General features: G+C 57.7%; 14 protein-coding genes and 1 riboswitch. Of the genes, 10 read left to right on the plus strand and 4 right to left on the minus strand.

Going from position 1 to position 16,445, the window contains the following annotated elements; genetic code table 11:
• The first annotated feature begins 11 nt into the window (after positions 1 to 11).
• Together ACWHWP_RS08215 and hpxK are read left to right on the plus strand one after the other, a co-directional pair.
• Positions 12 to 1,253 (plus strand): pyridoxal-phosphate-dependent aminotransferase family protein, encoded by a 1,242-nt coding sequence (locus ACWHWP_RS08215; RefSeq protein ID WP_447855385.1) that lies wholly within the window; start codon positions 12 to 14, stop codon positions 1,251 to 1,253.
• On the plus strand, positions 1,250 to 2,488 hold the full coding sequence (gene hpxK / locus ACWHWP_RS08220; RefSeq protein ID WP_447855386.1) for an allantoate amidohydrolase: 1,239 nt from the start codon (positions 1,250 to 1,252) through the stop codon (positions 2,486 to 2,488). The genes ACWHWP_RS08215 and hpxK overlap by 4 nt, the downstream gene beginning before the upstream one ends.
• Here the strand turns inward: hpxK and ACWHWP_RS08225 are convergent.
• Positions 2,485 to 3,600 (minus strand): ABC transporter ATP-binding protein, encoded by a 1,116-nt coding sequence (locus ACWHWP_RS08225; protein ID WP_024909613.1) that lies wholly within the window; start codon positions 3,598 to 3,600, stop codon positions 2,485 to 2,487. The genes hpxK and ACWHWP_RS08225 overlap by 4 nt on opposite strands.
• A 321-nt stretch (positions 3,601 to 3,921) precedes the next feature.
• Between ACWHWP_RS08225 and ACWHWP_RS08230 the strand changes: the two genes are divergently transcribed.
• The 6 genes from ACWHWP_RS08230 to ACWHWP_RS08255 all read left to right on the plus strand — a co-directional run bounded on the left by ACWHWP_RS08230 (position 3,922) and on the right by ACWHWP_RS08255 (position 11,026).
• Entirely contained in the window at positions 3,922 to 5,136 is a 1,215-nt protein-coding gene (locus ACWHWP_RS08230) for an extracellular solute-binding protein (RefSeq protein ID WP_059311088.1), read from the plus strand.
• Between the two features lie 57 nt (positions 5,137 to 5,193).
• Positions 5,194 to 6,498 carry a carbohydrate ABC transporter permease gene (locus tag ACWHWP_RS08235; protein WP_447855387.1) on the plus strand — a complete coding sequence of 435 codons (1,305 nt, stop codon included), beginning with the start codon at positions 5,194 to 5,196 and terminating at the stop codon, positions 6,496 to 6,498.
• Between the two features lie 11 nt (positions 6,499 to 6,509).
• Complete coding sequence (locus ACWHWP_RS08240) at positions 6,510 to 7,361, plus strand: sugar ABC transporter permease (protein ID WP_059311087.1); 852 nt, start codon at positions 6,510 to 6,512, stop codon at positions 7,359 to 7,361.
• Positions 7,362 to 7,363: 2 nt separating this feature from the next.
• On the plus strand, positions 7,364 to 8,566 hold the full coding sequence (locus ACWHWP_RS08245; protein WP_059311086.1) for a glycoside hydrolase family 53 protein: 1,203 nt from the start codon (positions 7,364 to 7,366) through the stop codon (positions 8,564 to 8,566).
• 29 nt (positions 8,567 to 8,595) lie between these two features.
• Positions 8,596 to 10,653 (plus strand): beta-galactosidase, encoded by a 2,058-nt coding sequence (locus ACWHWP_RS08250; RefSeq protein ID WP_063955746.1) that lies wholly within the window; start codon positions 8,596 to 8,598, stop codon positions 10,651 to 10,653.
• Positions 10,654 to 10,783: 130 nt separating this feature from the next.
• Positions 10,784 to 11,026 (plus strand): glucose PTS transporter subunit EIIB, encoded by a 243-nt coding sequence (locus tag ACWHWP_RS08255; protein WP_074170271.1) that lies wholly within the window; start codon positions 10,784 to 10,786, stop codon positions 11,024 to 11,026.
• Between the two features lie 104 nt (positions 11,027 to 11,130).
• On the opposite strand, the gene ACWHWP_RS08260 is transcribed toward ACWHWP_RS08255, so the two are convergent.
• Complete coding sequence (locus tag ACWHWP_RS08260; protein ID WP_063955750.1) at positions 11,131 to 12,396, minus strand: maltoporin; 1,266 nt, start codon at positions 12,394 to 12,396, stop codon at positions 11,131 to 11,133.
• A 269-nt stretch (positions 12,397 to 12,665) separates the two neighbouring features.
• On the opposite strand from ACWHWP_RS08260, the gene ACWHWP_RS08265 reads away from it, so the two are divergent.
• The gene (locus ACWHWP_RS08265) at positions 12,666 to 13,742 is read left to right on the plus strand and encodes a LacI family DNA-binding transcriptional regulator (RefSeq protein ID WP_447855389.1); all 1,077 of its coding nucleotides are present in this window, start codon (positions 12,666 to 12,668) and stop codon (positions 13,740 to 13,742) included.
• Positions 13,743 to 13,784: 42 nt separating this feature from the next.
• Here the strand turns inward: ACWHWP_RS08265 and ACWHWP_RS08270 are convergent, their stop codons facing one another.
• Positions 13,785 to 14,786 (minus strand): magnesium transporter, encoded by a 1,002-nt coding sequence (locus ACWHWP_RS08270; protein WP_063430148.1) that lies wholly within the window; start codon positions 14,784 to 14,786, stop codon positions 13,785 to 13,787.
• 60 nt (positions 14,787 to 14,846) lie between these two features.
• A riboswitch (M-box (ykoK) riboswitch) is annotated at positions 14,847 to 15,016 on the minus strand.
• A 158-nt stretch (positions 15,017 to 15,174) separates the two neighbouring features.
• Between ACWHWP_RS08270 and ACWHWP_RS08275 the strand changes: the two genes are divergently transcribed.
• Entirely contained in the window at positions 15,175 to 15,678 is a 504-nt protein-coding gene (locus tag ACWHWP_RS08275) for a DedA family protein (RefSeq protein WP_059311082.1), read from the plus strand.
• A gap of 1 nt (position 15,679) precedes the next feature.
• Here ACWHWP_RS08275 and ACWHWP_RS08280 read toward each other — a convergent pair whose 3' ends face one another.
• A complete protein-coding gene (locus ACWHWP_RS08280; protein WP_447855390.1) occupies positions 15,680 to 16,429 on the minus strand; it encodes an SDR family oxidoreductase in 750 nt (249 codons plus the stop codon).
• Positions 16,430 to 16,445: the final 16 nt, after the last annotated feature.

Genomic DNA, 16,445 nt, shown 5'->3' on the forward strand with positions numbered 1-16,445 from the left:
AGGACTTAACAATGGATATCGCACAATTTTCGCAAATCAATCCGCCCCAGCGCCTTCTGATGGGGCCGGGCCCGATCAACGCCGACCCGCGCGTGCTGCGCGCCATGTCGAGCCAGCTGATCGGCCAGTACGATCCGGCCATGACCCACTACATGAACGAGGTGATGGCGCTCTATCGCGGGGTGTTCCGCACCGAGAACCACTGGACGATGCTGGTGGATGGCACCTCCCGCGCGGGAATTGAAGCCGTCCTGGTCTCCGCCATTCGCCCGGGAGATAAGGTGCTGGTGCCGGTCTTTGGCCGCTTTGGTCACCTGCTGTGCGAAATTGCCCGCCGCTGCCGCGCGGAGGTGCATACCATTGAGGTGCCGTGGGGCGAGGTGTTCACGCCGGACCAGGTTGAGGATGCGATTAAGCGTATTCGCCCGCGCCTGCTGCTGACCGTGCAGGGCGACACCTCCACCACTATGCTGCAGCCGCTCGCGGAGCTCGGGGCCATCTGCCGCCGCTACGACGTGCTGTTCTACACCGACGCCACCGCGTCGCTCGGCGGCAACGCGCTGGAGACCGACGCCTGGGGGCTGGACGCCGTCTCGGCCGGGATGCAGAAGTGCCTCGGCGGCCCGTCGGGCACGTCGCCGATCACCCTGAGCGCGCGCATGGAGGAGGCGATCCGCCGCCGCAAGTGCGTTGAGGAGGGCATTCGCACCGACGCCCACCGAGACGGCGACGAGGAGATGATCTACTCCAATTACTTCGATCTCGGCATGGTGATGGACTACTGGGGGCCGGAGCGACTGAACCACCACACCGAAGCCACCACCGCCCTGTTCGGCGCCCGCGAATGCGCGCGACTGATCCTGCAGGAAGGGCTGGATAACGGCATCGCGCGTCACAAACTGCACGGCGATGCGCTGCTGAAGGGCATTCAGGCGATGGGGCTGGAGACCTTCGGCGATCTGAAGCACAAGATGAACAACGTGCTGGGCGTAGTGATACCGCAGGGCGTCAACGGCGACCAGCTGCGCAAGCTGATGCTGGAGGATTTCGGGATTGAAATCGGCACCTCGTTTGGCCCGCTGCACGGCAAAGTGTGGCGCATTGGCACCATGGGCTACAACGCGCGCAAGGACTGCGTGATGACCACCCTGAGCGCGCTGGAGTCGGTGCTGAACTACCTGAAGTTCACCACAACGCAGGGCGCCGCCATGCAGGCCGCGTGGGACCACTATCGCCGCGAGACGCCGCAATGAGCCCGGTGGCAGAACGGGTGATGGCGCGCGCCGACGCGCTGGCCGCCATCAGCGAAACCCCGGATGCGTTGACGAGGGTATATCTCTCCACGCAGCATCTGCAGGCCAACCAGCTGGTCGGCGAGTGGATGCGCCAGGCGGGAATGACCGTCTGGCAGGACAGCGTGGGCAATATCTGTGGACGCTATGAGGGCGCGCAGGAAGGGGCGCAGGCAGTGCTGCTCGGCTCGCATCTCGATACCGTGCGCAACGCCGGGCGCTACGACGGCATGCTCGGCGTGCTCGCGGCCATTGAGGTGGTGGACAGCCTGCATCAGCAGGGGCGGCATCTGGCCCAGGCGATCGAGATTGTCGGGTTTGGCGACGAAGAGGGCACCCGTTTTGGGATCACCCTGCTAGGCAGCCGGGGCATTACGGGCACCTGGCCGCAGGGCTGGCTGGAGACGTGTGATGCCAGTGGCATCAGCGTGGCGCAGGCGATGGTGCAGGCGGGGCTCGATCCCGCCCGCGTGGCGCTGGCGGCACGCCATCAGGACGATTTCAGCGCCTGTCTGGAGCTGCACATTGAGCAGGGGCCGTGTCTGGAGCAGGAAGGGCTGGCACTGGGCGTGGTGGAAGCCATCAACGGCGCGCGCCGCCTCAGCTGCCGCTTTACCGGCGAGGCCGGACACGCGGGCACCGTGCCGATGAATCACCGCAAGGATGCGCTGGCCGCCGCCGCCGAATGGATGGGGCTGATTGAAAGCACCACCCGACAGCGCGGCGGCAATCTGGTGGCGACGGTCGGGGAACTGCGCTGCCTGCCCGGTGCGGTCAACGTGATCCCCGGCGAGGTTGCGCTCTCGCTGGATATTCGCGGCCCGCAGGATGCCCCGCTTGACGCGCTACTTGCTGAACTGCTGGCGCAGGCGCAGGCGATAGCCGCCCGCCGCGGGATGAGCTTCGGCGCCGAGGAGTATTACCGGATCGCCGCCACGCCGTGCGATGCGCGCTTGAGGCATCTGCTGGGGGACGCCGTTGCGTCGGTGCAGGGGCGCTCATTATCGCTGCCGAGCGGTGCCGGGCATGACACCATCGCGCTGGCAGAACGCTGGCCGGTCGGCATGCTGTTTGTGCGCTGCAAAGGGGGCATCAGCCACCATCCGGCGGAATCGGTGATGGCTGAGGATGTTGCCCTGGCGATCGAGGCGTTTGGACGGGCGGTGAGAGCGCTGGCTGACGGTGGCGCGCGTTAAGCCACCGAACGCACCGCATCTTCAATATCCGCGCTCACCCGGACATCCTGCTCGTCAAAGACCATGCAGTGGCGATCGTCGAAGGCCACGTCTATCTTCTGCCACGGGGCGAATTTAACGTCCCCCGGCAGCAAGATTTTGACGTTGTCGTGGCCGTAACACTGGCCAAACAGATAGGTGTTGTTCCCGAGTCGTTCAACCACTTCGCAGTGAAACTCCAGCGGTGTGCCCAGGCGAAGGTCAGTGGTTAAATGTTCCGGACGGATGCCCAGCGTGACCTGACTGCCCGGCTGCAGCGGCGTGGTGGTCACGGCGAGCGTCAGTGACTTCTGCTGTGACAATCTCACCGTCAACGCGCCCGGCTGCCATGCTTCAACCGTGGCCGGCATGAAGTTCATCTTCGGCGAGCCGATAAAACCGGCCACGAACCTGTTCACCGGCTTGTAGTAGAGATCCATCGGCGCGCCCATCTGCTCCACTTTGCCATAGTTCATCACCACAATTTTATCGGCCAGCGTCATGGCCTCAATCTGATCGTGGGTGACATACACCATGGTGGTTTTCAGCTCCTGATGCAGGCGGGCGAGGTGCAGGCGCATCTCCACGCGCAGTTCGGCATCCAGGTTGGAAAGCGGCTCATCGAACATAAAGACGCGCGGGTTACGCACGATAGCGCGGCCAATCGCGACGCGCTGGCGTTGGCCGCCGGAGAGCTGTTTAGGCTTGCGGTCCAGCAGGTGGGAGAGCTGCAGCGTTTTGGCGACCATCTCAACCTGATGGCGGATCTGATCTTTCGGCACTTTATTCACCTTCAGCCCGTAGCCCATGTTTTCGGCCACCGTCATATGCGGATAGAGCGCGTAGGACTGAAAGACCATCGCCACACCCCGATGGGAAGGGGCGATGTCGTTCATCACCTCGTTACCGATCAGCACTTCACCCTCGCTTATCTCCTCCAGCCCGGCAATCATGCGCAGCATAGTGGATTTGCCACAGCCGGAAGGCCCAACGAATACGGCAAACTCACCGTCCTCAATATCAAGATTAACGTTGTGGAGCGTGACGGTGTCGCCAAAGCGCTTGGTGACATTCCTCAATTGTATGTTCGACATCAGTGTTCCCCAGGTAAACCGCCGAGTATGTTTTACGTATAACAATTGTGTTTAACGTGGCCGGACGGTGCAATTTGTCTGCCTTGACTATAACTTCCAGCATTCATGCGCCCTATATAGATATTCCATTAATGTTATGACGATCACACAACTTACAGTTTTATGTAGAGTTATCATGATGTGAAGGGTAGCGTATAACAAACCAAAGGCATTTGGTGTCAGACGTACAACGCCAGTTTTATCAGGATATATAGCGGGGTTTGTAGGGCGTCAGATGCAATAACAACCATAAAATTGTTATACCTTCACATGAGGTTGATAATGAAAAAGAACATACTCGCTGCTCTGATCCTCTCTACGCTCGCGGTACAGGCTCACGCCACCGCGCAGCTTAACGTCTGGGAAGACATCAAGAAGTCGTCCGGTATTAAAGATGCGGTTGCGGACTTTGAAAAACAGTACGACGTTAAGGTTAACGTGCAGGAAACCCCTTACGCACAGCAGCTGGAAAAACTGCGCCTGGACGGCCCGGCAGGCATTGGCCCGGACGTGCTGGTCATTCCTAACGATCAGCTGGGCGGCGCCGTCGTGCAAGGGTTATTGACCCCCCTGAATCTGGAGGCTAAGCAGACCGAACAGTACACCCCGGCCTCAATCAATGCCTTCAAAATGGATAATGCCCTCTACGGCGTGCCGAAAGCGGTTGAGACGCTGGTGCTGATCTACAACAAAGACCTCATCAACAAGCCCCTCAACTCGCTGCAGGACTGGTATGACTTTTCGAAACAGCAGCGCGCGAAAAACCAGTACGGCCTTCTCGCCAAGTTCGATCAGATTTACTACAGCTGGGGGGCGATCTCCCCGATGGGCGGCTACATCTTCGGTCAAAACGGCAAAGGCGGCTATAACGCCAGCGACGTCGGCCTGAACAAGCCGGGCGCGGTAGAAGCCGTGACGTACCTGAAAAAATTCTACGCTGACGATATTTTCCCGGCCGGGATAGTCGGTGACAACGGCCTGAACGCTATCGACTCCCTGTTTACTGAGAAGAAAGCGGCAGCCGTCATCAACGGCCCGTGGGCGTTCCAGCCGTATGAAGCGGCAGGCATCAACTACGGCGTGGCGCCGCTGCCCACGCTGCCGGACGGCAAGCCAATGAGCTCCTTCCTCGGCGTGAAGGGCTACGTGGTTTCCACCTGGAGCAAGGACAAAGCGCTGGCGCAGAAATTTATCGAATTCATCAACCAGCCGCAGTACGTGAAAACCCGCTACGTGGCCACGCGGGAGATCCCGCCGCTGACCGCAATGATCGACGACCCGGTAATCAAGAACGACGAAAAGGCGAGTGCCGTCGCGGTACAGGCGGCGCGCGCCACCGCCATGCCGGGTATCCCTGAAATGGGCGAAGTCTGGGGGCCGGCCAACGCCGCGCTGGAGCTGAGCCTGACCGGCAAACAGGATCCCAAAGCCGCGCTGGACAGCGCAGAGAAACAGGTCCAGATGCAAATCGAAGCCATGCAGGCCAGCAACCAGTAATTTTCTGACGTCGCAGAACGGGAGGCCACTCTCCCGTTTTATTGAAAGGAGTTGTCTGTGAGTATCATCCCGGAAAATTTTGCCAGACCGCACGGGGCCGGGCGTCACGCCTGGACCGGCCTGCTGCTGGCGGTCATCCCCGGCTTCGGCCAGTTCTATCACCGCCAGTGGCTGAAGGGCGTTATCTTCCTGGTGCTGCTGGCCAGTTTTATCGGCGTTTTTGCCGATTTCCTGCGCGAAGGACTTTGGGGGCTGGTGACGCTGGGGGAGGAAGTGCCGCGGGATAACTCCATCTTCCTGCTGGCAGAAGGGATCATTAGCGTACTGATCGCCGCATTTGGCGTGATGGTGTATTACCTGTCGATGCGCGATGCCTGGGTCAACGGTCGAAAACGCGATGAAGGGCTGGGGCTAAACAGCGTGCGTAAGCAGTATCAGATTCTGCTGAGCGACGGCTTTCCGTATCTGATGATCACGCCGGGCTTTATTTTGCTGGTGTTTGTGGTGGTTTTCCCGATCCTCTTCGGTTTTGCCATCGCCTTTACTAACTACAATCTTTACCACACGCCGCCGGCTAAGCTGGTGGACTGGGTTGGGTTTAAGAACTTCATCAATATTTTCACGCTCTCCATCTGGCGCTCAACCTTCTTTGACGTCCTGCAGTGGACGGTGGTCTGGACGCTGCTCGCCACCACGCTGCAATGTACCGTGGGCGTGCTGCTGGCTATCCTGGTGAACCAGAAAGACCTGCGCTTTAAGCCGCTTATCCGCACCATCTTCATTCTGCCGTGGGCGGTGCCGGGCTTTGTCACCATTCTAGTGTTTGCCGGAATGTTCAACGACTCTTTCGGTGTGATAAACAACGCCATTCTGGCCTTCTTCGGCATTGCGCCGAAAGCCTGGATGACCGATCCGTTCTGGACCAAAACGGCGCTGATCCTGATGCAGACCTGGCTCGGTTTCCCGTTTGTTTTCGCCATGACCACCGGCGTGTTGCAGGCGATCCCTGACGATCTGTACGAAGCCGCCACCATGGACGGGGCCAGCAGCGCGACCAAGCTGCGCACCATCACGCTGCCGCTGGTGCTTTATTCCATTGCGCCAATACTGATCACCCAATACACCTTCAACTTCAATAACTTCAACATCATCTACCTCTTCAACAACGGCGGGCCGGCGGTGGTGGGGTCCAATGCGGGTGGGACAGATATCCTGGTGTCGTGGATCTACAAGCTCACCATGTCGTCGTCGCAGTATGCGATTGCGGCGACCATCACTATCCTGCTGTCGATCTTTGTCGTCGGCCTGGCGCTGTGGCAGTTCCGCGCCACCAAATCTTTCAAAAACGACGACATGGCGTAAGGGACGTAACAATGGCTCAATCACAAAGTATTAAACGTGAGAAGTGGGTACGCCTCTCGCTCTCCTGGCTGGTTATCGTGCTGGTGTCGACGATTATCATCTACCCGCTGGTGTGGACGGTCGGCGCGTCGTTTAACGCGGGTAATAGCCTGCTCAGCTCCTCAATTATTCCAGAGAACTTTTCGGTGCAGCACTACGCCGACCTGTTTAACGGCCAGGTGAACTACATGACCTGGTACTGGAACTCGATGAAAATCAGCTTCCTGACCATGATGCTGACCTTAATCAGCGTCAGCTTTACCGCCTACGCGTTTTCGCGCTTTCGCTTTAAGGGACGCCAGAACGGGCTGATGCTGTTCCTGCTCCTGCAGATGATCCCCCAGTTCTCGGCGCTGATTGCCATCTTCGTGCTGTCGCAGCTTTTGGGCCTCATCAACAGCCATCTGGCACTCGTGCTGATCTACGTGGGCGGCATGATCCCGATGAATACCTACCTGATGAAAGGCTACCTCGACGCCATCCCGAAAGATCTGGATGAATCCGCGCGCATGGACGGGGCCAGTAATTTCCGGATTTTCATCGAAATTATCATGCCGCTATCGAAGCCAATTGTGGCGGTGGTGGCGCTGTTCTCCTTCACCGGGCCGCTGGGGGATTTCATCCTCTCCAGCACGATTCTGCGCACCCCGGACAAATACACCTTACCCATCGGGCTCTATAACCTGGTGGCGCAAAAAATGGGTGCCAGCTACACCACCTACGCGGCAGGCGCGGTGTTGATTGCGGTGCCGGTAGCGATCCTCTATCTGGCATTACAAAAATACTTCGTCTCCGGCCTGACCTCCGGGAGTACCAAAGGATAATCATGAAAAGACTCAAACCTGCTTTACTTGCCGTTTGCCTCTCATGTGGCCTGGCCGCGAGCGCGTTTGCTGCGGACGGGGTGAAAACGCGTCCTTTTAACGCCATGCCCGCGGACTTTATCAAGGGCGCGGATATTTCGACGCTGCTGGAAGCGGAACAACATGGCGCCAAATTTTATAACCAGAGCGGCCAGCAGCAGGACGCGATTGCTATCCTCAAAGCTAACGGCGTGAACACCGTGCGCCTGCGCCTGTGGGTAGACCCGCAGGATGCGAGCGGCAATACCTACGGCGGCGGCAGTAATAATCTCGAAAACACCCTCGCGCTGGCGAAGCGCGTAAAGGCGCAGGGCCTGAAGCTGCTGCTCGATTTCCACTACAGCGATTTCTGGACCGATCCGGGAAAACAGTTCAAGCCAAAAGCCTGGGAGAAGATGGACTACCCGCAGCTCAAAACGGCTATTCATGACTATACCCGCGACACGATCGCCCGCTTTAAGAAAGAGGGCGTATTGCCGGACATGGTGCAGATCGGTAACGAAATCAACGGCGGCATGCTTTGGCCGGAAGGGAAAAGCTGGGGGCAGGGCGGCGGCGAATTCGACCGCCTGGCCGGGCTGCTCAACGCCGCGATTGGTGGGCTAAAGGAGAACCTGACCGACGGCGAGCAGGTGAAAATCATGCTCCATCTGGCCGAAGGCACCAAAAATGACACCTTCCGCTGGTGGTTTGATGAAATCACGAAGCGCGACGTGCCGTTCGATATCATCGGCCTGTCGATGTACACCTACTGGAACGGCCCGATTAGCGCGCTGAAGGCCAATATGGATGACATCAGCAAGCGCTATAACAAAGACGTGATTGTGGTGGAAGCGGCATACGGCTATACGCTGGAGAACTGCGATAACGCCGAGAACAGCTTCCAGGCGAAAGAAGAAAAAGACGGCGGCTATCCGGGCACCGTTCAGGGCCAGTACGATTATATTCACGATTTAATGCAGTCCGTTATTGATGTTCCGGGCCATCGCGGCAAGGGCATCTTTTACTGGGAGCCGACCTGGATTGCCGTCCCGGGCACCACGTGGGCCACCAAAACTGGCATGAAATATATCCATGACGAATGGAAAGAGGGAAATGCCCGCGAGAATCAGGCGTTATTTGATTGCCAGGGAAAAGTGCTGCCATCAATAACGGTATTTAAATAATTTTTATCTTCATTAAGGACGTTTTTAATATGAATAAATTTGCGCCTTTAAGCCCAAAGGTCGCGGCGTTATTGCATGGCGCCGACTATAACCCGGAGCAATGGGAGAATTACCCCGGTATTATTGAAAAAGATATCGCCATGATGCTGCAGGCGAAATGTAATGTGATGTCGGTAGGGATATTTAGCTGGGCGAAACTGGAGCCGCGTGAAGGGGAATATGATTTTGCGTGGCTGGATAATATTATTGAAAAACTCTATGCGGCAGGTATTCATATTTTCCTGGCGACGCCAAGCGGCGCGCGTCCGGCGTGGATGTCGCAAAAATACCCTGAGGTGCTGCGCGTCGGGCGCAACCGCGTCCCCGCGCTGCACGGAGGACGGCATAACCACTGTATGTCATCGCCGGTGTACCGCGAGAAGACCTTCACCATTAACCGCCTGCTGGCGGAGCGTTATTCACACCATCCGGCGGTGCTGGGCTGGCATATCTCCAATGAGTACGGCGGCGAATGCCACTGTAGCCTGTGCCAGGAACGCTTCCGCGACTGGCTAAAGGCGCGCTACAAAACCCTCGACGCGCTGAACCATGCGTGGTGGAGCACCTTCTGGAGCCATACCTACACCGACTGGTCGCAGATTGAGTCCCCCGCGCCGCAGGGGGAAATGTCGATTCACGGCCTGAATCTCGACTGGCGCCGCTTCAATACCGCGCAGGTCACCGATTTTTGCCAGCATGAGGTGGCACCGCTGAAGGCCGCCAATGCCGAACTGCCGGTGACAACCAACTTTATGGAGTATTTCTACGATTACGACTACTGGCAGCTGGCGAAAGCGATCGACTTTATCTCCTGGGACAGCTACCCGATGTGGCACAAGGAGAAAGACGAAACGCAGCTGGCCTGCTATACCGCCATGTACCACGACATGATGCGCAGCCTGAAGGGCGGTAAACCCTTTGTGCTGATGGAGTCCACGCCAAGCACCACCAACTGGCAGCCGACCAGCAAGCTGAAAAAGCCGGGGATGCATATTCTCTCCTCTATTCAGGCGGTAGCGCACGGGGCGGATTCTGTGCAGTACTTCCAGTGGCGTAAGAGCCGCGGGTCGGTGGAGAAATTCCACGGCGCGGTTATCGACCACGTGGGTCATCTGGATACCCGCGTCGGGCGTGAAGTGACGCGTCTGGGCGAGATGCTGGCACGCCTGCCGGAGGTCGCAGGTTGCCGAACCGAGGCCCGGGTGGCGATTGTCTTCGACCAGCAAAACCGCTGGGCGCTGGATGATGCCGAAGGTCCGCGCAATATGGGAATGGAGTACGAAAAAACCGTCAACGAGCACTATCGTCCGTTCTGGGAAAAGGGCATCGCGGTCGACGTCATCGACGCTGACGGCGATCTGAGCCGCTACGCGCTGGTGATTGCCCCCATGCTCTACATGGTGCGCGAAGGTTTCGCCGAGCGGGCGGAAGCCTTTGTGGCCGCGGGCGGGCATCTGGTGACGACCTACTGGAGCGGGGTAGTGGATGAGACCGACCTCTGTCATCTGGGCGGTTTCCCTGGGCCGCTGCGCAAGCTCCTGGGCATCTGGGCGGAAGAGATTGACTGCCTGGGCGAGGGGGAGCGCAACCTGATTCAGGGGCTGGCGGGCAACGCGGCAGGCCTGCAGGGGCCGTATCAGGTGCGGCATTTATGCGAGCTGATCCACGCGGAGTCTGCACAGGCGCTGGCGACCTACCGGGATGATTTCTACGCCGGTCGCCCGGCGGTGACGGTCAACCGCTTCGGCAAAGGCAAGGCGTGGCACGTGGCGTCGCGCAACGACCTGCCGTTCCAGCGCGATTTCTTCGCCGGGATTATCGACGAGCTGGCGCTGCCGCGCGCAGTCGAAGGGGATTTCCCTCCGGGCGTGGTCGCCACGGCGCGCACGGATGGCGAAACCGCCTGGGTGTTTGTGCAGAACTACACGGCCCAGCAGCAGCTCATCACGCTGCCGCAGGGGTATACCGACTGCATGACCGATGCCGCCGCAGCCGGCGATACCGTGCTGCTGCCGTGGGACTGTCGGGTGCTCAGGCGTAAGATGTAGTTGATTTTCTCCCTCTCCCTGTGGGAGAGGGTTGGGGTGAGGGCATCAGACCGCACCGTCCGGGCAAAAAGGCACAGAACGCCTGCTCCACGAGCAGGCATTTTTTTATCTGCATATAATGAGGCGTATCATGGACAGTCAAATTACCCAGCGTTTAATTCCCGCGTTTGGCGGCGACGATAATATCGAGCACGTCGAAGCCTGTATTACCCGCCTGCGCGTGACCGTAAAAGATTTAAATAAGGTTGATTCACAGGCGTTACAGAATGAAGGGGCGCTGGGCGTAATTATTATCGGTCAGCAGGTGCACGCCATATTTGGCAGGCAGTCTGATGCCTTACGTCAGCTATTAGATGAACACTTTAATCAGTAAATATAAAAAAGGGATAGCCAAAATAATGGCTATCCCTGAGCAGAGATATACGCTGCAATTAGCTGGAGATACAATAACGATTAACGCATTTTAAAAATGAAGACTTACCACCAGGCTTCGACCTGCACGCCAAAGTTCCAGGTATTATTCGCGGTGCCGTCCTCGAAGGATTTTCCTTTTTCGGAATCATTCAGGTAAGAAGCAAACACGCGCAGTTCCGGACGTGACATAAAGTCAGGGCCATCGGCCAGGCCCAGGGCAATGGTGTATTTCTCGCCGCTCTGCTTGTAGTCAGACCCGTCGGTGTAGGTGTCTTTCTGGTAGAAACCACCCACTTCCCCAATCAGGCGGACATACTCGGTAAACTGGTACTGCGCGCGGCCGACAAGTGAAATCAGGCGCGATTTATCGGTATATTGCGTGGTATCGTCCGCCGAACCCCAGGTCAACACGTGGTTGAAAGAGAGCTTGTCGGTAATGGGAATTAAGCCAGTGTTGATCACGCGGTAGCCGCTGGCATCGTTCACATAGTTCCACATGTCGTACCAGCCGCCACCCTGGGACACCATGTTCTGCGCCAGGCCTTTGTTAGCGTACTGCAGCACCAGCTTGTTGTATCCCCCCAGCATGTCCTGGCTGATCTCGCCGGTCACCATCACGCCGTTGTCGGCCTCGTACAGCCCGCCGTACTCTTTCTGTTTGTTGGTCGGGTTTGGCATGGCGTAGTCGATGCCGACTTCGGTCCAGGCGCCTGCCCATGGTTTCCAGCCCGCATAGCGGAGATCGATATAGTTGATGTTCACGTCGTTATCACCGTCAACGCGGTAGTCCACGTCGTTGGCATCGCCGCGGATCCACGCCACGGAGACCGCGCCGGGGCCGAGCGTATAGTTCTCAATACCTGCACCGGATCCCGAGATATTCCAGTATTTGGTGTCGATGATGTGCAGGTCGTGGCGCTGGTAATAGCGCTTCCCACCCCAGATCACCGCGTTGGGATCGCCCGGAATGAGCCCCTTGATCTGCAGGTTCAGCTGACGCAGGCCAAACTGGGCATCGTCGCCAAAGGTGGTTTCATTATCGTTTGAACCGTCAGACACCATGCTCACCATGCTGTCGAGATAAAAGCTTACGTCGTTCTTTTTGTAGACCTCAGAACCCAGCTCCAGCTCGCCATAGGTATCGGCTTCGTTACCCAGACGGCCAATTTTGTTCTTCTGCCACTCCTCCATCCCACCATCCCGTGAGACGCCCACGCCGGAGCGAAGATATCCATGAAAATCAATCGGTACTGAAGACGCTGCAAACAGCGAAGGAGATGCCAGCGCGGCAGCTAACGCAACAGATACAGAGCGGATCGTCGTGTTCATTGTAACCCTCTTATTGTTTTGTAATACGTTCACAAATCCGCTGTCATAAAATGCCTAAACCCGTTGGCTGGCAATTGAACGATTTGAAATGTGTGATTAACAGCAAATAAAATAGACAATTTTGTTACGAGTAATGAGATTGGACACAAATTATGGCATTGTGAGCGTCATACTTTTTGATGGTGTTATGCCCGCAGAGAGAGGGTGGTAAGCGTTTTTTTTCAGCACCCCTGTTACAATCAGCGCATAACAACATAAGGAACCGGACCATGAAGTCGAAAAGCGCAACGTTAGAGGACGTGGCACGCCATGCGGGCGTCTCCTATCAGACCGTGTCCAGGGTACTGAATAAATCTGCCAATGTATCCGACGCCACGCGCAGCAAGGTGGAGAAATCCATAGAGTTATTGCGGTATGTACCCAACCGACTGGCTCAGCAGCTGGTGGGCAAGCAGAGCCAGACCGTTGGGCTGGTGACCATTTCGCTGGCGCTGCACGCGCCTTCGCAGGTTGCGGCGGCGGTGAAACGCTATGCCAATGTGGAAGGCTACCAGGTACTGATCTCAATGATTGATGAGAACGTCAACCACAGCATCCAGGATTCCATCAACGAGCTGAAATCCCAGCTGGTGAGCAAAGTGATCATCAACGTGCCGCTGGAGGCTGAAGCGGCGCAGAAAATCGCCACCGACAACGATGATATTGTCTGCCTGTTCCTCGACGTGGACCCGTACAGTTCCGTGTTTAACGTTTCGTTTAACCCGGCGGACGGCACCCGCGCCAGCGTTAAATATCTTTATGAGCTCGGCCATCGCGACATTGCCCTGCTGGCGGGGCCGACGTCTTCCGTGTCGGCGCAACTGAGGTTGAAAAGCTGGATCGAGACCCTGAAGGGTTACGGCCTGGAGCCGGCATCGGTCATTCGCGGCAACTGGGATGCGCAGAGCGGGTATGCCGGCGCGCTGCAGATGCTGAGGGAAACGGCGCAGTTTACCGCCGTGCTGGTGGCTAACGACCAGATGGCACTGGGCGTGCTGAGCGCGTTCCATCAGCAGCAGATTTCAATTCCGGGCGAGAAGTCGGTGATTGGCTACGATGACACCTATGAAAGCTCGTTCTTCTACCCGGCGCTGACGACGGTATCGCTGGATTTAGATCTGCAGGGTAAAGAGGCGGTGCGCCGTATTCTCGACAGCGGTGAAGAGAATGCCCAGCGCATGTCCTCGATTTTACCTGCCCGTCTGGTGGTGCGACAGTCTACCGGGCCAAAAGGGGAGAAGGGGAAAAACCTGCAGGCGCTTGCCCAGCAGCTGCGTGAGATCGCGCATCAACTGGGTGACGTGTAGCGCAGTGAGCACCTCAATCACGTGAGTGAGGTGCTCGCAAGCTTACTCCAGCCCCAGCGTATATTGCGCGATTTTAAAGTAGATAATCAGCCCGGTACCGTCGATAAGCGTCGCGATGAACGGCGCGGAGACGACCGCCGGGTCAATGCCGCAGCGCTTGAGCACCATGGGGATCACGGACGACACAATCGCGCTCCAGAGCGTGATACACACCAGCGTCAGGCTGACGATAAGTGTGATCTCCAGCCCAATCCCCATCATCCAGGCGCGGATACACCCGGCGATGCCCAGCGTGGCGGCAATCATCAGCGAGGTGGTCATCTCTTTGCGCAGCACGCGGCCTACGTCGCGCAGGTGGACTTCTCCCAGCGCCATCGCGCGCACCAGCGTTGAGGTAATCTGGGTACCGCTGTTGCCGCCCGTGCCGATTAGCAGCGGAATAAAGAACGCCAGCGCGATGGCGGACTCCAGCGCCTCCTCGAAATGCTGAATGACCGAGCTGGTATAGGCTTCGGCGACAAACAGCAGCAGCAGCCAGACGGAGCGTTTTTTCCACAGGCTATAGGCGCTGGTTTCCAGATAGGGCTTCTCCAGCGGCAGCGTCGCCCCCTGAAGCTGGGCATCTTCGGTGACGTCATCTTCCAGCAGATGCGCAATTTCGCGTTCGGTCAGGCAGCCGACGAGCTTGCCGTGGGTGACCACGGGCACCACATCCGCGCCGCCGTGCGCCAGCAGTCCGGCGACATCGGCACGTTCATCTTCCGGTTTGACCTGCAAAAACTGAGAAATCATCAGCGATTTCACCGGCTGTACCGTATCGGCGGTTTGCAGCAATTTGCGCACGGCAATCATGCCCGCCAGGCGGCCATTGTCTTCAATAAAAATATGCGACGGAATATCATCGTCTTTTAATTTTTCGAAGAATTGCTCGCGCGCCAGCGCCACGCATAATGAAATATCGAGGACGATAAAATCGGTATTCATATATTGCGCGATAGCGCTGTCATTGAATGCCAGGTTTTGGTTATGAATAGCGTAAGACATAGTGAATTCCCTTTGAATAATAAAATCTCTCAGGGGCGAGCAAGACAGGGCATGTCGAAGAGGAGATCCCCACGTCCTGGGTTCAGCACTGTACACCGTATCCCGTGAGGGAAGTTATACTGACAAAGCCTTGATTCGACAGTGCCTGTTTTACCCTGTGCCGGTTCTCTCGAACCCACCAGAGCGATAACGTGTATTTGTACAGGAGCCTCGCCATAACGAGATCGTTATAAAACGAGAGGGATAATACGCCTATTTAATTTTGCCGCTCAGGAATTTAAATGATGTTTAAGAACGGTTTAGAAGAATCTTATTAATAAGATGTTGAGGGTTTATTTAAGTTAATTCATTTTAAATGAAGAGTGATATTTACATCGGAGGAGGGTAAATGACGTGGCTTGATACTTTGCTGAATCACTTTGCGCTCTATCCGGCACATCTTTTCGCGCTGTTATTTATGATGGCGCTGAGTAAATCGACGGTGCTGATCTCCTCCGTGCTGCCTCCCGCCTCGGTGATGCTGCTGACGGGCATTACCGTCAGCCAGGCGAGCATGCATCCGGCGCTGGCGTGGCTGGCCGTGGTGATGGGGGCAACGGTGGGGTCGGGGCTAAACTACCACATTGGTCAGCGGATGGGGCACACGCGATGGGTGACCCGCTTTACCGCAAAACACGCCGGTAAATTTTTGCGGGTGCAGCATCAGCTGCAGAAAAACGGTGTGCTGGTGCTGTTCACCGCGCGCTTCCTGGCGGTGCTGCGCTATATCGTGCCGCTGGCGGCAGGCATGCTCAGGCTCAATGTGGCGAAGGTTTACGGGGTTAGCCTGCTCTCTGCCGCCGTCTGGGCGGCGCTGTATGTCGGTATTGTCACCGGCATCAGCGCCTTTTGAGTTACAAACTTCCCATCCCGCCGTCCACCAGCAGCTCCGTGCCCACCGTGTAGCTGGACTCGTCGGAGGCCAGATAGAGCGCGGCTTTTGCCAGCTCCGTCGTCGAGCCCATTCTGCCCAGCGGCACCAGCTTGATGATGTCCGCCATCATCGCGTTAAGCGCCTCCTCGCTTAAGCCCGTTTTGGTAAAGGCCGGGGTTTCCACCGGGCCGGGGCTCAGGCCGTTGACGCGGATCCCGCGCGGCAGCAGCTCCGCCGACAGCGTGCGCGCCAGCGACAGCAGGGCGGCCTTGCTCGCGGCATATACGCTGCTGGTGGGCAGGCCGATGCGCGCGCTGACGGAGCCGCAGAGGATCACCGAGGACGGATTATTCAGCAGCGGCAGCAGCGCCTGAATTAAAAAGAACGGTCCCTTCAGGTTGATGCCCATCAGACGATCCCAGACATCCTCCTGCCACGCTTCCAGCGGGGCGTGCGTCACGTCGCCGGCGTTGAGAAACACCGCGTCCAGGCGCGGCCAGCGGGCGGCGAGGGTCTCCGCCAGCGCTTTTTGCGAAGCAATATCTCCCGCATCGGTCGGGATCACCCAGGCCTTATCGCCCAGAATGCGCTCTGCTTCGGCGAGGGTGTCCGGGTTGCGCCCGGTGACGGCAACGCGTGCGCCTTCGGCGATGAACGCCTGCGCGGTGGCAAGACCGATGCCGCTGGTGCCGCCGGTAATCAGCGTATATTTATCTGTTAAACGACCCATGTTCTTCTCCTGAAAT

Source organism: Enterobacter sp. WI-ESBL-E8 (assembly GCF_053364895.1).

Bases quoted from the DNA above. Each gene is read 5' to 3' on its own strand.
- ACWHWP_RS08215 (WP_447855385.1), top strand. From the start codon at position 12: ATGGATATCGCACAATTTTCGCAAATCAATCCGCCCCAGCGCCTTCTG.
- hpxK (WP_447855386.1), top strand. From the start codon at position 1,250: ATGAGCCCGGTGGCAGAACGGGTGATGGCGCGCGCCGACGCGCTGGCC.
- ACWHWP_RS08225 (WP_024909613.1), bottom strand. From the start codon at position 3,600: ATGTCGAACATACAATTGAGGAATGTCACCAAGCGCTTTGGCGACACC.
- ACWHWP_RS08230 (WP_059311088.1), top strand. From the start codon at position 3,922: ATGAAAAAGAACATACTCGCTGCTCTGATCCTCTCTACGCTCGCGGTA.
- ACWHWP_RS08240 (WP_059311087.1), top strand. From the start codon at position 6,510: ATGGCTCAATCACAAAGTATTAAACGTGAGAAGTGGGTACGCCTCTCG.
- ACWHWP_RS08245 (WP_059311086.1), top strand. From the start codon at position 7,364: ATGAAAAGACTCAAACCTGCTTTACTTGCCGTTTGCCTCTCATGTGGC.
- ACWHWP_RS08250 (WP_063955746.1), top strand. From the start codon at position 8,596: ATGAATAAATTTGCGCCTTTAAGCCCAAAGGTCGCGGCGTTATTGCAT.
- ACWHWP_RS08255 (WP_074170271.1), top strand. From the start codon at position 10,784: ATGGACAGTCAAATTACCCAGCGTTTAATTCCCGCGTTTGGCGGCGAC.
- ACWHWP_RS08260 (WP_063955750.1), bottom strand. From the start codon at position 12,396: ATGAACACGACGATCCGCTCTGTATCTGTTGCGTTAGCTGCCGCGCTG.
- ACWHWP_RS08265 (WP_447855389.1), top strand. From the start codon at position 12,666: ATGAAGTCGAAAAGCGCAACGTTAGAGGACGTGGCACGCCATGCGGGC.
- ACWHWP_RS08270 (WP_063430148.1), bottom strand. From the start codon at position 14,786: ATGTCTTACGCTATTCATAACCAAAACCTGGCATTCAATGACAGCGCT.
- ACWHWP_RS08275 (WP_059311082.1), top strand. From the start codon at position 15,175: ATGACGTGGCTTGATACTTTGCTGAATCACTTTGCGCTCTATCCGGCA.
- ACWHWP_RS08280 (WP_447855390.1), bottom strand. From the start codon at position 16,429: ATGGGTCGTTTAACAGATAAATATACGCTGATTACCGGCGGCACCAGC.